The following is a 15,266-nucleotide window of genomic DNA, read 5'->3' as shown; positions in this document are numbered from 1 at the left end:
GCAACCTTTGGCATTTGCCGTTTAGGATGCGTAAGAGATAACATCGGGATAATCCCCCTTCAATAATGGACAGCCATAAATTTAGCTTAGTAGTGTTTCCCCGATAAAGCCGCCACTGCGGACACCGGGGAAGCAGGCAAATACAGCGCTGCCGGTGTGAGTCATATATTCGTTCAAAAGATCAGTCTTAGAGAGGCGCTGCTGAATGGCAACGAATTGTTTCATTAAATCACGTTGAAAGCTAATGAATAACAAACCTGCATCAAGCTGGCCCGTGGTGACGTCCAAACCGCTGGAAAAAGAGTAGGAGCGGCGCAGCATTTTGACTGTACCGTCACCATGCGCCAATGCGGAATGTGAATTCACCGGAATGACAGGTTTCCCGGAAGCGTCCGCAGCTGAAAGATCCAGATCATCGAATTCATCCTTAGCTCCGAGTGGAGCTCCGGTGTGACGATAACGCCCGAAGGTAGCCTCCTGATCACTTAGCGACGACCGATCCCAGACTTCAATACGCAGACGTACCCGGCGTACCGCCATATAAGTGCCGCCGCTCATCCAAGAAGGACCGTCACTGCTGCTGCTCCAGACCACTTTGTTCATTTCAGCGTTATCGGTTGTATCGGGATTGCCCGTGCCGTCTTTGAAACCCAAAAGATTGCGTGGCGTAGCCCCCTTGGGATCCGCTGCTCCAGTGCGTTGAAAACCTTCCTGTGTCCAGCGCAGTACAGCAGTCCCCCGGGCGATACGCGCCAGATTACGGATCGCATGGAATGCGACCTGCAGATCATCCGCACAGGCTTGCACACAAATATCCCCGCCACACCATTTCGGATCAAGATTGTCACCCGCAAATGCCGGAAGATCGGCCAATAGGGCTGGGCGTTTCGAAGCTAAGCCGAATCTTTCATCAAAAAAGGAAGGACCAACACCAAAGGTCAGCGTACACCGTGCAGGGTTTAGCCCGTCCGCTTCCCCGGTGTCTGAGGGTGGAAGATTGGGGTTGTCATTTACGTCACCAATAAGCTCGCCAGTAGTAAGAGCGGCAGCGGCAGTGGTCCATGCTTGCATTAGTTTTTTCACATCGGCCAGTTTGGTTGTGGTGAAATCAAAGGCAGCAAAATAAATAAAGTTCTGTGCAGGTGTCAAAATCCCCGCCTGATGGCTCCCATAAAAAGGAATGGAACTGGAATCACCTTCTGCGGCCTTCGTTGGCTCAGCTACAGCATTACGCGCAGCCATAATTCCACCGACACCTCCGCCCCCTAACAAAAGACCAAGGCCAGTGGCGCCAGTAAGCCGCAGCATATCGCGGCGGCTTAATTTTTTACCAAATATAGGCTCATTCTTCGATTGATCATTAAGAAGGGGACTTTCAGGATTACCTGGTACTCCAGTGAACTTGTTATGTTTATTCATGAGGGTCACACTCCTAGAATAGTTCCCATATTGGACAATGGCTCAGCCAAGGCGTCCAAATTCTGACTCAGTTTACGTACTTCATCTTCTTTCAGCTCTTCATAGGAAACATATCCATCTCCGGATTTGAAAGGGGCAAGCTCAGCTTGCAAGGCAGCGAATCGTTCACCAATGTTTTTTTCAAGATCGGCATCTTTTTTAGCTAGTTCTGGTTTTAACAGCTCGTATATCTTTTGCGCACCCTCAACGTTTGCGACGAAATCATACAGGTCTGTGTGCGAGTAACGTTCTTCCTCTCCGGTTACTTTGGAGGAGGAGACCTCGTTTAAAAGCTCAACAGCACCAGTTACGAGCAGATTCGCGTCGATCTCAACGGTCTCAACTTTCGCACGCAGCAGTTGTGCATCCTTCAGCAATTGGTCAGCAACTTCTGTCATGTCTTTAGTTGTATTGTCCTGCCAGAGTGCTTTCTCAAGCTTGTGGAAACCGCGCCATTCTGCCGCATCTACATCATTTTCCCGGGCATCGATATTTGGGTCCAAGTCACCAAGTGCTTCTGCAATAGGCTCAATCCGTTCGTAGTACATGCGGGCAGGAGCGTAGAGCGCCTTAGCCTCATCAATCTTGTCCTCTTTTACAGCGTTGGTGAAACTCTCTGTTTGCTTCACAAATTCATCACATTGCTGGATGACATATGTGCGATATTGATCTATAGCTGACGTGAAGTCAGCGGTGGCAGTCTCCGGTGTGTTAGTAGCTGCAGCAGTCGTCGGTGCGTTGGTGGCTGTAGTGCTATTGGCAGCAGTATTTGTAGAGTTGTTGTTATTGGCACATCCAGTGAACAGTATGGAGGCCGCAAGTAGACTTGCAGGCACAGCATAAGTAAATTTCATTAAAAAAACACCCCTTTTTTTATATCTAAATGATAATCGTTATCAATTATGCTGGACTTATCATAAGTCCGTATACAATTACTGTCAATATAAAAATGTGATGTATCTCATTGTAATAATGGCACGACAAAAAAACTCCCAGGGTCGGGAGTGTGTTTTGTAGTAATGTATCCGATTACAATTGAAAAAGCAGAATAGTAACCGCGCCAGCGAACTTTTGCGCATAAGCAGTAACTAAAGGACCCAGATGACACTACATGCAGCATTATTCGATATTTGAGTCGCTATCGGACCGCATAGTCGCTATTGGCTTGAAAAGTACCGAATATGAGCCTGTTTCTAAGGAATAGCGTCACTGGAGTCCGAAACTTCGCTCAAAAGGCGATAAATTTGTTAATAACGCCATCTGGGTCCGAAAGCCTCAGTTGGGGCTGGTGAATACACTATTGGAGTGGGCAGGCGACCCGGCGACCCGGCGAACCATTGCGCGACGCAGCAGTAACCGCCCCAGCAAACTTTTGCGCATAAGCAGTAACTAAAGGACCCAGATGACACTAAATGCAGCATTATTCGATATTTGAGTCGCTATCGGACCGCATAGTCGCTATTGGCTTGAAAAGTACCGAATATGAGCCTGTTTCTAAGGAATAGCGTCACTGGAGTCCGAAAATTCGCTCAAAAGGCGATAAATTTGTTAATAACGCCATCTGGGTCCGAAGGCCTCAATTGGGGCTGATGAATACACTATTGGAGCGGGTAGTCGACCCGGCGACCCGGCGAACCATTGCGCGACGCAGCAGTAACGGCCCCAGCAAACTTTTGCGCATAAGCAGTAACTAAAGGACCCAGATGACACTAAATGCAGCATTATTCGATATTTGAGCCGCTATCGGACCGCATAGTCGCTATTGGCTTGAAAAGTACCCTATATGAGCCTGTTTCTAAGGAATAGCGTCACTGGAGTCCGAAACTTCGCTCAAAAGGCGATAAATTTGTTAATAACGCCATCTGGGTCCGAAAGCCTCAGTTGGGGCTGGTGAATACACTATTGGAGCGGGCAGCCAACAGCCTACAACATAAAGCAGCGATTCCCATTAATGGCGAATCGCTGCTCTAAGTCGTTTACGATGTTTAAATGAAGGGAACCGTCTCATTTATAGTTAATTAAGCTGTTAATGTGACAGTTCCATTCTTTAAAGGTTTGATCTGCTTAAGAATAAGATCAAGGCGTCATCCGCTTTTTATCGTTCATTATGGGATTCATGATCTGCAGAGGGTTGGTTTTCGAACACTTCTGCAGCTTCCTCTGCAGAAAATTCGGGTTCGAATTTACCTACGAGTGGTAATTTGTTTAATTTCGTTGTTTGTACTTCTGCTTTGGTAGGTTGATTGTTTTTTGAATGGCTCATACATACACCTCCTTTAATAAGGAACAACAAACCGTAGTTTGCCCTGAAAAAAGATGTTCTTATTCATGAAAATTTCAGGATTTTGCATTTGAATGAACTAAGCCCATTTTATAATTGTGACAGCACCATTAACATCAACACTACATAATATGTTTTGACTGTATCCCTTTACCTTGTTATACCAAACAAACCCAGGGCAAGGAGGGGTGACACCATTGAAGGGGAACGAACACCACAGCAAATTTCTGTTGACTCATCGTGAGCGCGAAGTTTTTGAGCTTCTCGTGCAGGACAAAACGACTCGTGATATCGCTGGCTTATTATTTATCAGCGAAAAAACAGTTCGAAACCACATTTCCAATGTAATGCAAAAACTAAACGTTAAAGGCCGTTCACAAGCGGTTGTCGAGCTGATCAAGCTTGGGGAGCTGAAAATATAGCTGGCCATGTCTTCGGAAGTGACGCGTTTAAGCCTTCTTTTGCCCTTCGGGGCAAAGGGAGGTTTTTTGTTTACTCACCAAAACAACTGAAGAGTGAGTTAGATCACCGTATGATTTTTATGACATGGTAAATTAGAGCTATTAAGGTAGTTCAGGAGGATCTGTTATGACCAGATATGAACAACAAAGAAATTTTCTGAAATCCAATTTTCATGAATTCAAACATATCAAAACAGATAAGATCAAGGGAATTGCACAACCGCCAATTGTTAAGCTATTTGATTCAGATGCACTAATTATTGATTTGCCCAAGGTCAGCAAAGACGTTGTGAGTAAAGAAAATATTTTTGATTGTATAGATCAAAGAAGAAGTACACGGTTCTATTCTGAGGATACTGTTAGTCTGGAGGAGTTATCCTATTTATTATGGGCTACCCAAGGGATTAGCGGTATGAATAAGAACGGACTTACGCTGCGGACTGTACCCTGCAGTGGGGCGACGCACACCTTTGAAACCTATTTAATGATTATGCGTGTAGAGGGCATTGGACAAGGGATCTACAGATACCTGCCTGTGGAACATAAGCTCTTATTTATGTTTGAATTAGATCAACTTGAACAAAAGATTGATGCTATTACTTTGGATCAGCCCTTTGTCCCTAACTTTGCCAAAAAGGCTTCTGTATTGTTTGCCTGGAGTACCACACCCTACCGCTCCGAATGGAAGTATGATATTTCTGCTCACAAAAAAATCCTCATCGATGTTGGACATGTCTGCCAGAACCTTTATTTAGCCAGCGAATCCATCGGTGCAGGTGCTTGCGCAATTGGAATCTATGATCAAAAGTTGATAGATGAGATTTTAGAATTAGACGGCGATGAAGAGTTTGTTATCTATCTTGGGGCAGTTGGGAAGAAACGAGAGTAGCTATGAAGGCTAGATACAGCTTCGGAAGTGAGACATATAAGCCTTTTTCACCCTTCGGGGTGGGAAAGGTTTTTTTGATTATAATCCAGTGTATTTGCCCAACTGCTCAGTCTGAACGAAGAGGAAATCGTAATGTTTAATTGATAATCATTCTCATTGCATATATAATTAACCCAAAGTAAGAGGAAGCAGGGATGAGCATGGAGCGAAGCAATGGACTGAAAGAAGCAGAAACGATTGATGCCCATAAGACGCTTACATGTGAAGGGGTGGATTATAATTATCGTTTTGATGGGGCTCATTTTGAGATTAAACCTCCAGTCGAAATAGGGGAAGGCAGTTGCCGCAGCCTGCTAAGCCATGGGTATATCCAGATGACAGATTTTAATCTCCGTTTTAATCGGGATATCGAAGCGAAGGGGAATTTTAGCACTCCGCGTACGGAGCTGGCTTTCTGCATGGGGCATGGCATTGAGTGGGGGACCTCACTGAAATCGGACTATTTTGTTATAGATACAGGAGAAATCGCGCTGTTTCATGGCGGAGTAAGAAGTGAAAACTGCACATACCTGAGTGGAGCGGGGTACCGATTCATCAGCATAGATATGAGCCCTGCACAATTTGAGCGGATGACCAGTGGTCTGACTGAGGATACACGGCTTCGCATCGGAGCTGGTGCGGGTTTGTTTTTTGGAAAAAATAACATCACACCATCCATCCGCTTCATTCTATCGCAGATTGCGGATTGTTCCTATAGCCATGGCATGCGTGAACTTTATCTGGAGGGCAAAATGCTGGAGCTTATGGCGGTCTATCTCAATGAATCTTTATATGAAGCAGACCGGATTCCACGCTCGGTCAAGCTGTCCAGAGAGGATATGGAGAGCCTGCGGCTCGCTAAGGAGATTTTGCAGCGTGATTATTTGCACCCGCCGACGCTTGCAGGCCTTTCTCGCATTATATGCCTCAATGAGTTTAAGCTGAAAAAGGGCTTCAAGGAAATGTTTGGTTATACCGTGCATGCCTACGTTATCGAACAACGGATGCAGAGAGCGCAGCAGCTGCTGGAACAAGGGAGTATGACTGTAAGTGAAGCAGCCTCCAGAGTTGGATACGGTAATGTGAGTCATTTCTCGGCAGCCTTCCGCAAAAAGTTCGGTGTGCGTCCAGGAGAATATCTGATCAGCGGCAGGCAGCGCCTCTTCGGTATTAAGTTGTAAGTCCGTATCCTGCACAGATGCTCCTGATTTGGTTAATTATAATCCCTTAAACGGTAGCAATCGTGAACAACGTTCCTATACACTAGTGCACAGAGAATCATTCTCAGTGCACTTTTTTTGTGTGTAATTACCAAGAGTGGGGGAACGGCTGTGAGTAAAACCAAAACCGGCATGCCAAGGCTGCTGGAGATCGCCGGAGAGAAGCGAGGTTTGCTGCTCTTGTCCGGAATATTGTCATCTGTCAGCGCCGTATTAATGCTGATTCCGTTTTTGTCTGTTTATTTCATTTTGGCAGAGCTGCTGCGCCATGCTTCATCGCCTGGACAGGTCGACGGTGCGTATATGATCCGCTGGGGGTGGATTGCACTTGGAGGGTTAATCGGAGGGCTGGTGACTTCGTATTGTGGTATTATGTGCTCGCATATTGCGGCTTTTCGTATTCAATATAATTTGCGTGTGCGAATGACCGAGCATTTGGGCAGATTGCCGCTCGGTTTCCTGAACGGGACTTCAACAGGCGTGGTCAAGAAGACGCTAGAGCAGAATGTCGACAAGGTGGAAAATTTCGTAGCGCATCAGCTTCCCGATTTAGTCAGCGTGCTGGCTTCTACAGTGCTGATGATCGTGGCGATGTTTTGGCTTAGTCCGCCGTTGGCGGTAGCTTGCCTGCTGCCGATAATTATAGGATTAGGTGTGCAGTCAGCGCTTATGATGAGCAGCAGTGGCAAGGCCAGTGTGAAGCAGTATCATGATTCGTTGGAGCAGATCAATACTTCGGCGGTGCAGTATGTACGGGGGATGCCCGCGGTTAAGGTGTTCGGGCAGACGGTGCATTCTTTCAGAAAGTTCTACAGTGATATGACCAGCTACCGCGATTATTGTCTGGAGTATACGGACCGTTATCAAACAGGTTATATCTTATTCAAAACATTGCTGGCGTCACCATTTACCTTTATTTTGCCGGTGGGCGTCTTCATGCTAAGCGGTCGGCCGGATTCCATGTCCTTTGCGCTTGTGCTGTTGTTCTTTCTGATTATGGCACCCGGTGTTTCATCTCCGCTCTACAAGCTACTTCTGCTGGCTTCAAGCACTCGGGATATTGGCGAAGGCGTGGAGCGGATGGACCGTCTCTTGGCACAGCAGCCTGTACCGGAAATAGCAGAACCGCTATCTCCGCATACTTTTGACGTTGAATTTGTCGATGTAACCTTCTCCTACAGTGAAGATGCAGGGACTGCAGCGGCGCTCAGCGAAGTCTCATTCCGTGCGGAACAAGGGAAGGTTACAGCACTGGTAGGCCCGTCAGGTTCGGGAAAATCGACGGTGGCCAGCTTGGTGCCGCGGTTCTGGGACCCGCAAGTGGGTGCAATCCGCATCGGTGGAGTCGATATTCGCCATATGGCGATCCATGAATTAATGAATACAGTTGCTTTTGTATTTCAAGAAACCTTCCTATTCTATGACACTTTGTATGAGAATATTGCTGTCGGCAAACCGGGAGCGACTTTGGAGGAAGTCCAGGCTGCAGCCAGAGCGGCACAATGCGACGAGTTCATTACTCGGCTGCCGCAGGGATACGATACGTTAATTGGTGAAGGCGGTGTCTATCTCTCGGGTGGTGAGGAGCAGCGCATTGCAGTAGCTCGGGCTATTCTCAAAAATGCACCAGTGCTCGTGCTCGACGAAGCGACTGCTTTTGCCGACCCAGAAAATGAGTTTCATATGCAGTTAGCACTTACGGAGCTTATGCGCGGCAAGACGGTTATTGTCATTGCTCACCGACTCTCCTCTATACGTGAAGCTGCACAAATTCTGGTGCTGCGGGATGGAGAAATCGTGGAACGTGGAGAGCACGCAGGTTTGATTGAGGCGAAGGGGCTTTACGCAAAAATGTGGCATGCCTACAGTGACGCCGGAGATTGGCATATGGAAAAAGGAGGGGATCAGCTATGAAGGTATTGCATAATATTACTGCCGGTAAACCGCAGCAGTTGCTGAAGCCTGTACTTTTTTCTTTGCTGGCTAATCTAGTTAGTGTGCTGCCGTTCGCGCTTGTAATTGAGGCGGTGCGGTTGATTTTTGCTCCTTATATTACTGTAGGCGCAGAACTTCAGACAGAACGCCTTTGGTGGATCTGCGCAGGGCTTGTCGCCGTCATGGTGCTGATGTTCCTGAGTGAGATTCCCGCCTATCGCACCGCTTACCGCGGGGCATACAATGTTGCTGCACAGGGACGTGCGGAATTAGCAGAACATCTGCGGAAGCTTCCGCTGGGTTACCTGACTCGCCGGGATCCAGGTGATTTAGCCAATATGATGATGGGCGATTTCACGCTCGTTGAGACGGGCATTTCACATCTGCTGCCACAGCTTGCGGGAGCTTTTGTACTGCCGATATTTGCACTTGCTGGTTTACTGTTTCTGGACTGGCGGATGGCGCTTTCTATGTTCGTAGCGCTGCCGGTTGCTCTCCTGATCATGTATATATCGGGCAAGCTGCGGCGGAGACTCGGAGCGGATCATATGAAGGCCAAGCTGAACGCTGCGAACCGCTTGCAAGAATACTTGAACGGTATACGGGTGATGAAGGCCTATAACCTGACGGGAGAACGATTTGTCCGTCTGGATAACTCTTTTAAAACTTTGATGAAGGAAAGTGTGAAGCTGGAAGGGATGTTCGGTCCGGTTATTCTAACCGCTATGGCTCTTCTTCGTGCGGGACTGACCTTAATGGTATACGTAGGTGTTCATCTATTATTAGGGGGGGAGCTCGGTATTTTGCAGTTGGCAGTATTCCTTATTGTCGGCACACGTATCTATGATCCATTGACCACAGCGCTAGCCAATTATGCCGAATTCCGCTATAACGAACAAGCGGGTGAACGTATAGTAGACCTGCTACGCCAGCCGGTAATGACAGGTAATACGAGTCCTCTTCCTAAAAGCAGCACCATTCGGTTTGACAATGTAACCTTCAGCTATGGAGGAGAGCCTGTTCTCAAAAATTTAAGTCTGGAAATGCCGCAAGGTTCACTAACTGCAATTGTGGGCCCGTCAGGCAGCGGCAAGAGTACAGTGCTGCGCCTGATCTCACGTTTCTATGATCCTGAAGAAGGGAGCGTTCTGCTAGGTGGGCGCAACATCAAGGATATTGATCCAGAACATCTGCTAGGATCTGTATCGGTGGTGTTTCAGGATGTGTACCTATTCCAAGATACCATCGGGAACAACATTGCTTTTGGGAGGCCGGGGGCGTCGCAGCGGGATATTCAGCAGGCAGCGCAAATGGCTCACTGCCATGATTTCATCATGAAATTACCGCTTGGTTATGACACGCCGGTAGGCGAAGGCGGCAGTACGCTGTCCGGAGGGGAGAAGCAGCGAATTTCCATTGCCCGTGCGATTCTCAAGAACGCTCCAATTGTGCTGTTGGATGAAGCTACTGCATCGCTTGACCCGCAGAATGAGGCCGAAATCCAGAAAGGAATTGATGCGTTGATTACGGGCAGAACCGTCATTGTTATCGCCCACCGGTTGAAAACCATACGCGGTGCGGACAACATTATCGTACTGGAAGACGGTCGGCTGGTCGAGCAGGGACGACATGAAGCCTTACTGTTGCGCGGCGGACTGTACGACCGGCTCTGGAAGCTGCAACAGCAATCCGTTGGATTCCGCATCACATCTTAGGCAATGCTCGGCACATTTTAGGAGGGAAACGTATGGCTATAACAAAGGATGAATCCGCTTGGCCGATCATAAGCCTTAGTTTGGGGGAGGCGTTTGATCAGGAGACAGTAGAAGAATATATCGCTTATTGGGAAGAACTGCTCGCGCGCCGATCTGCCTTCGGCCTGCTGATGGTGCATTCTGCTGAGAAAAACACACGTCCAGAGCGTGCGGTCACACAGCTGTATATGAACTGGTGCAAGATGAACAAGCGGGAAATCGCCCAATATTGTTCAGGCATCGCGGTCGTAATGCAGAATGCAAAGTTGCTTGCTGTCTACAAGCCAGTTACAGCGTTGTCCACTAAAAGAACCTACGGCTGCCCCGGAGGCGCCTTCTCTGGAGAGTCTGAGGCGATAAGGTGGCTGGAGGAGCAATTGACTAAGACACCCTCGGGTACGAAAACCTAATATAGCTGCCCATATTTTGGGGATACACATTTAAGCTTTCTTCACCCTTTTGGGTGGGGAAGGCTTTTTTTATCTAGAAAGATAAGAATCCGCCAACCCCTCACAACCAACGTGTCAGAGTAAGCTTTTTGAAATATAAATGGGGTGTGTTGGATGAAGATAAATAATAATTATTTGAAAGAAGAATTAAACCAAGAAGTTTGTAGAGGAATTAGGTTTTCAAACATTACAGGATGATCTCTAGCCAATGGTTATTTCAAGTGGTCGAAGAGATGATGGAATTCTTATTATTGACTTGCTGAAGTTACCTGATGACCAACCAATCCTAATAGATTTAGGAATAATGCCTGAATTTATATTACCGTTTATCCCGGAAGAGAGAATGCACTAAGCTGGGCATCAAAACCATAGATAGAACACCAAACATGAGCGTAGAAGAACAATTTAGGTTAGTTCGTGAACATTTTAAAATGTAGGGATGACCGAAAGGTATACCTACTCAAAGAAACCATTTCTTTGTCAGGGATGGTTTCTTCATAACTAGAAAAGTACACAGGTATGCCCGTATAATAAATAGGAGCAAGTAATTGGAAGTAGATTGATGATGAGGGGAGAGAAGACATGTTTTTCTTTAAAAAAAATAAAGGCATCACAAAAGAGGAGCTACAGGCCTTGGTTGAAGGCTTGGAGCAGGCTTATATGGATAAGGATGAAGAAGGTTTGAGCAAAAGATTTCATCCAGATAAAAGGGGAATGTCCTTTTTAAATCACTTTCAATTAATGATGACATTTCAAATCTATAATATAAAATCTGAAATTCTCGAATTTGAATTGCTGTCAATGAATGCCACTAAAGCAGTCTTTACATACACTCGGAAGCACATTCATACCTGTATCAACCCCGCCGATGAACGTGAGGAAAAAAGAAATCAAATTATCAGTTATTACGTTGAGGCTGTGAAGGAGAATGGTTCAATTTGGATTACGAGGTACAGCCCTTATAGCACGATTTTTGTAGATAAGAAGGGTGATTTCCTTAGTGGTGTGGATGCGGTCATTCCTCCTGGAGAAGAGATCAATTCAGGCATTGCGCGATTCATCCCGTATTTTCAGCTTGATAGCTATGTACCTGCAACCTTCCATATCTACAGTAACAGTCAATTTATCGGATATTACCCGTTAGGAGAATACCATCGGTACGAACCTTCGCATACGTTCACGATTAATTATTTTGATAAGATAGAGGCATCTTCTGTAGAGAAGCATACAGCGGATTATATCTCCCAAGAAACCTTGTTGACTGCTCAAGTACTGCATCAGACTGTTAATAGCTCTATAGTAGAGACACAGTTGATGAACAATAATGTATTAGAGCATGAACTTGTTACCAGCCTGCTTACGAAGGATGGGTTCTATATGATTAGATTTCTGTATGACAAAGGGGAGCCGATCCCGCCAGAGGAGCGAGAAAAGTGGAAGCGTGAGATGGTCACTTTAATAGAAAAAGAGCACAGCAGTTAACACAGAAACTTGCCGTTACAGACAATACGCGAACCGTATCCTAAGTAACGATAAGTTTTTTTGGTAATAATGAGAGAAAAGGAGAGATGAAAATGTCCTATATCGTTGATTTTAAAAATGTGTCTACGGTTGGGTTAGAATCTTCACCTGTAGTAGATGCACTTGCTGGTCTGCGTGCTAATGAGGCCCGTTACTTTATGAACAAATACAAACATGAGTTTACGGTTGTACGAGCCAGCGAAAGTCAGGAGACCCTTGATTATGTGAACCGAATTTTAAAAGAAGAACGCGATATTGAGTTTGCGGCCAAACCTTTAGAAACATCGCGTTTTCAAGTGGAAGATATTAAATTCGCTTATGTCTTTTATGAGGATGGTCTTGCGGTGAACGTTATGTATACGGTGGATGACCCTAAGAAGCGGGCTGTTGGTTTTAAGCTTTCTGAGGGGATGGAGATCCCAAAGGAGCTAGAAGAGAAGTTTAAGTTTGCTAGGCAGAAGTCCAAGCTAGCCGGAACAATTCGGGGTTCGTTTTTTGTAATTAAAGGAGAGTATTAAGGTTAGCAAAATTGCAACTTAATCAATGAGAGGGCCATCCTGTAAAAGGATGGCCCTAAATCTTGCCGATATAGATAATTTGCGTAGGTTATCTATGGGAATGGACTCTCATTCAAGAGGCCGAATTTATTATATAGGGCAACGAAAACTGGAGTTGTGAGCGTACTTCATAATTATTTTGCATGAATAGCTGGGACGGTAGAATGTACGGTATAAATCCCGTAGATAAGAGCTGGAGTAGCTGAAACGGTGGAATGTACGGTTCAACTGGTGGATATTCGCCAACATGTGATACGTAGACAGAGTAAACAGCAACATATACTCCATTGATGCAGGGTACTTTTTGGGATGTTAAGCTCTTCCGCCAAGTCGCCCACTGTCTTTGTTTGCTCTTGAATGAACTGCACTGTCTGTTTTTAAATTCTTCGTTATACCGTTGTCGATGTTCTCCCATGTGAACACACCTCCGTGGACTCATTATCGCCAGTCTGTTAACTACTGTCCACTTTTTATTCTAGCTTCAGTGACTACGTTATTGTCCTTACCGTAAAGGACAAAGAACCGCCTAAGTTGCCAGCAACATGGAAGATGTTGGATGCGGTCAAAAACAATCGAATGATTGAGATTGATATGGAAAAATATTTTGCAGCAGATTCATACTCCTCCTTGTTACAAGCTGAAGATATTGCCGACAAATTATCGAAGCTGGCTTCATCAAAATAACCTTATTGGATTCAACCTACCTGAAGCCATCTAAATATAAAGACGAAGCCTATTATGGCTTCGTCTTTTGTAGTCTTGCATACCCTTTTACAAATGAACTATTGGACCGAAAGTACAGTCTCCAGCTCAGGGATATATTCCTTGACCATATTGTTGTCTTCCCACAGTCCTTTAGTCCCAGCTGGGGCTTGACCTTCGGAAACGACTAAGTACGGTTTGATGGTTACGGTATTCGGTATAGTCTTGAAGGGTTCAAAACGAACATTATAAGATTCGCTTAAGGGGTGAGCACCGATGGGCTTCAGTTGAACGCCACGTTCATCCACAATGTCAAATTGAAGAGCGATGACGCCCCCGTTAGCACCCTTATATTTCGAAGGGATAGAAGCGAGCATTTCTTCTACGCTCTGGCCCGGTTTGGTTTTGTACTCAATGGATACCTGCGTTGTGATTGGGGTGATTTCTACCTTACTGATCTGCAAGTTAATGTTATCGTGATGCTTGGTCTCCTCTGAAGTTAGTGCGGTAACAGGCGTTGATTTGGTAACAGGCAGAACGAATTCGAACGGGACATCGTAACCCTTTAACGTTACATTTACAGTCAAGTCAAACTGATCAGGGAACTGGACAGTCTGTGTTGTTGTGCTCGGATCATAATAAGTGTTCAAAACCTGAACCATTATGCTGGAAGCAGTCTCACCATCCATGTGTTCGTAACTCCAGAGCAGAGGTTGACCTTTATAGAGAACCTCAAACTTATCCACCGCGCCTTTATTGGCATCTGAAGGCGGCGAATTGGGCTCCGAAGCCAAACGGTTTCCAGGAGTGGTTAGGTTCATAAGAATTCGGGTTCCGTCAAATAACAACGTTGGGATATTCATGGTCACCTCGCTATGGGTCACGCTTTGGTTTACGTTTGTGATGAAATCCCCGGCTTGTTGAACACCGGGATCTAAGTTTTTTTCGCCCCATAATGAATAGATTTGTCCCAAAACCGGAATTTGCTTGAGTGCACCAGCCATTACGGGCGATACAAAGCCGGAAGCAAGGACTGTAACTCCAAGAATTGCAGCGGCTGCAGTGGAAATCAACCACTTATTAAAAGTTCTTGATGCATCCATCTTTCTCTGAATGGGGGAAGTGGAATTATCGGTCTCCCTGATGATTTGGTAAGTCTCATTCAGTTTGGAGCGGGCAATATCCGATAACTGAGCGGGAAGTAGGCTTTGGCAGTTCTTTAACTGTTCTTCTAACTTAGTGTTTACCATGTCGCAACTCCATTTCTTGATTGAATTGAGATGAATGCTTTAGCTTTTTGCGGGCGCGATGCAGCCGGGTCTTCACAGCAACCGTAGAAATTTCGAGAATGTCGGAAATTTGACGGATCGGCATGTCCTGTAGGTAATGAAGGTGAATGACAATCCGGAGGTTCTCCTCAAGATGTTGAACGGCATCCCATAATTCGATTTTCTCATAATCCTTGGAAGTGGAAGGGATTTCGGGAAGCTCTCCATAAGGGAGGGATCTTGAGTTGTTTTTGAGCATTTTATTGCATTCATTAATCAGAATCCGGAAGATCCACGTTTTGAAAAAAGCGGGCTCTCTGAGTGTATGGATGTTCTTAAAGGCTTTAAGCATCGTCTCCTGCAGGGCATCTGCACAATCTTCTTCTTTGTTGACGATGGACCTTGCAGTTCTGTATAAAGGTAACTCTATCTCCTGCATCAACTGCACGAATGCTTCAGGGTCTCCAGCTTTGGCTTTGACGACAATAGGATCTATATGCAAAGATTTACCTGCTTTCTTGACTAGAAGTCTTAGGATGTTCGTAACGTTACTTAAATATTAGATCGGGTAGGTAGCTAGAAGGTTACCACAAACATGATTCCATTCTCCGCATCTCGCAATGCTAGCAAGGGGAGAAATTGGTTTTTTTTCACAAAAAAATCGCCGTTCAAATTCCCTGTCAGGAATCGGACGACGATTTTCAAAAGCTAGTCAGTCAGTTAGTCAATCAA

General features: G+C 45.7%; 14 protein-coding genes. 9 read left to right on the top strand and 5 right to left on the bottom strand.

From position 1 onward, the window contains the following. Positions 1-81 precede the first annotated feature (81 nt). The 3 genes from efeB to MHH50_RS25460 all read right to left on the bottom strand — a co-directional run bounded on the left by efeB (position 82) and on the right by MHH50_RS25460 (position 3,721). The gene (gene efeB / locus MHH50_RS25470; RefSeq protein WP_340033618.1) at positions 82-1,419 is read right to left on the bottom strand and encodes an iron uptake transporter deferrochelatase/peroxidase subunit; all 1,338 of its coding nucleotides are present in this window, start codon (positions 1,417-1,419) and stop codon (positions 82-84) included. A gap of 5 nt (positions 1,420-1,424) precedes the next feature. After that, the gene (efeO, locus tag MHH50_RS25465; RefSeq protein WP_076280485.1) at positions 1,425-2,312 is read right to left on the bottom strand and encodes an iron uptake system protein EfeO; all 888 of its coding nucleotides are present in this window, start codon (positions 2,310-2,312) and stop codon (positions 1,425-1,427) included. Between the two features lie 1,241 nt (positions 2,313-3,553). Next, positions 3,554-3,721, bottom strand: coding sequence for a hypothetical protein (locus MHH50_RS25460; RefSeq protein ID WP_169744806.1), 168 nt, complete (start codon positions 3,719-3,721; stop codon positions 3,554-3,556). 215 nt (positions 3,722-3,936) lie between these two features. Here MHH50_RS25460 and MHH50_RS25455 point away from each other — a divergent pair, with 215 nt between their 5' ends. From MHH50_RS25455 to MHH50_RS25415, 9 genes are all read left to right on the top strand, one after another. Continuing rightward, a complete protein-coding gene (locus tag MHH50_RS25455; protein ID WP_019908812.1) occupies positions 3,937-4,161 on the top strand; it encodes a LuxR C-terminal-related transcriptional regulator in 225 nt (74 codons plus the stop codon). A 166-nt stretch (positions 4,162-4,327) separates the two neighbouring features. Next, positions 4,328-5,089 (top strand): SagB/ThcOx family dehydrogenase, encoded by a 762-nt coding sequence (locus tag MHH50_RS25450; RefSeq protein WP_076281920.1) that lies wholly within the window; start codon positions 4,328-4,330, stop codon positions 5,087-5,089. Positions 5,090-5,283: 194 nt separating this feature from the next. After that, positions 5,284-6,309: an AraC family transcriptional regulator gene (locus MHH50_RS25445; RefSeq protein ID WP_340033617.1), complete on the top strand. Its 1,026-nt coding sequence runs from the start codon at positions 5,284-5,286 to the stop codon at positions 6,307-6,309. A gap of 171 nt (positions 6,310-6,480) precedes the next feature. Continuing rightward, entirely contained in the window at positions 6,481-8,262 is a 1,782-nt protein-coding gene (locus MHH50_RS25440; protein WP_076194625.1) for an ABC transporter ATP-binding protein, read from the top strand. After that, the gene (locus tag MHH50_RS25435) at positions 8,259-9,998 is read left to right on the top strand and encodes an ABC transporter ATP-binding protein (RefSeq protein ID WP_076194572.1); all 1,740 of its coding nucleotides are present in this window, start codon (positions 8,259-8,261) and stop codon (positions 9,996-9,998) included. The genes MHH50_RS25440 and MHH50_RS25435 overlap by 4 nt, the downstream gene beginning before the upstream one ends. A 32-nt stretch (positions 9,999-10,030) precedes the next feature. Further along, positions 10,031-10,447 carry a hypothetical protein gene (locus tag MHH50_RS25430; RefSeq protein ID WP_081387279.1) on the top strand — a complete coding sequence of 139 codons (417 nt, stop codon included), beginning with the start codon at positions 10,031-10,033 and terminating at the stop codon, positions 10,445-10,447. 621 nt (positions 10,448-11,068) lie between these two features. Next, positions 11,069-11,968: a hypothetical protein gene (locus MHH50_RS25425; RefSeq protein ID WP_076309186.1), complete on the top strand. Its 900-nt coding sequence runs from the start codon at positions 11,069-11,071 to the stop codon at positions 11,966-11,968. A 92-nt stretch (positions 11,969-12,060) separates the two neighbouring features. Next, positions 12,061-12,525 (top strand): phage tail protein, encoded by a 465-nt coding sequence (locus tag MHH50_RS25420; protein ID WP_076219519.1) that lies wholly within the window; start codon positions 12,061-12,063, stop codon positions 12,523-12,525. A gap of 570 nt (positions 12,526-13,095) precedes the next feature. Next, positions 13,096-13,248 carry a hypothetical protein gene (locus tag MHH50_RS25415; RefSeq protein WP_175619009.1) on the top strand — a complete coding sequence of 51 codons (153 nt, stop codon included), beginning with the start codon at positions 13,096-13,098 and terminating at the stop codon, positions 13,246-13,248. Between the two features lie 98 nt (positions 13,249-13,346). On the opposite strand, the gene MHH50_RS25410 is transcribed toward MHH50_RS25415, so the two are convergent. Both MHH50_RS25410 and MHH50_RS25405 read right to left on the bottom strand, forming a co-directional pair. After that, a complete protein-coding gene (locus MHH50_RS25410) occupies positions 13,347-14,516 on the bottom strand; it encodes a DUF4179 domain-containing protein (protein ID WP_076308815.1) in 1,170 nt (389 codons plus the stop codon). Next, positions 14,503-15,036, bottom strand: a complete 534-nt coding sequence (locus MHH50_RS25405) for a sigma-70 family RNA polymerase sigma factor (RefSeq protein WP_076279971.1) — start codon at positions 15,034-15,036, stop codon at positions 14,503-14,505. The genes MHH50_RS25410 and MHH50_RS25405 overlap by 14 nt, the downstream gene beginning before the upstream one ends. Positions 15,037-15,266: the final 230 nt, after the last annotated feature.

It is taken from the genome of Paenibacillus sp. FSL H3-0302 (assembly GCF_037982245.1).
Classification (GTDB): Bacteria; Bacillota; Bacilli; order Paenibacillales; family Paenibacillaceae; genus Paenibacillus_AQ; species Paenibacillus_AQ odorifer.
Note: the sequence above shows the minus strand (reverse complement) of the source record. Positions and strands in the feature narration are given on the sequence as shown.

Coding starts and splice junctions, on each gene's coding strand:
- efeB (WP_340033618.1), bottom strand. CDS start 1,419: ATGAATAAACATAACAAGTTCACTGGAGTACCAGGTAATCCTGAAAGT.
- efeO (WP_076280485.1), bottom strand. CDS start 2,312: ATGAAATTTACTTATGCTGTGCCTGCAAGTCTACTTGCGGCCTCCATA.
- MHH50_RS25460 (WP_169744806.1), bottom strand. CDS start 3,721: ATGAGCCATTCAAAAAACAATCAACCTACCAAAGCAGAAGTACAAACA.
- MHH50_RS25450 (WP_076281920.1), top strand. CDS start 4,328: ATGACCAGATATGAACAACAAAGAAATTTTCTGAAATCCAATTTTCAT.
- MHH50_RS25445 (WP_340033617.1), top strand. CDS start 5,284: ATGAGCATGGAGCGAAGCAATGGACTGAAAGAAGCAGAAACGATTGAT.
- MHH50_RS25440 (WP_076194625.1), top strand. CDS start 6,481: ATGCCAAGGCTGCTGGAGATCGCCGGAGAGAAGCGAGGTTTGCTGCTC.
- MHH50_RS25435 (WP_076194572.1), top strand. CDS start 8,259: ATGAAGGTATTGCATAATATTACTGCCGGTAAACCGCAGCAGTTGCTG.
- MHH50_RS25430 (WP_081387279.1), top strand. CDS start 10,031: ATGGCTATAACAAAGGATGAATCCGCTTGGCCGATCATAAGCCTTAGT.
- MHH50_RS25425 (WP_076309186.1), top strand. CDS start 11,069: ATGTTTTTCTTTAAAAAAAATAAAGGCATCACAAAAGAGGAGCTACAG.
- MHH50_RS25420 (WP_076219519.1), top strand. CDS start 12,061: ATGTCCTATATCGTTGATTTTAAAAATGTGTCTACGGTTGGGTTAGAA.
- MHH50_RS25410 (WP_076308815.1), bottom strand. CDS start 14,516: ATGGTAAACACTAAGTTAGAAGAACAGTTAAAGAACTGCCAAAGCCTA.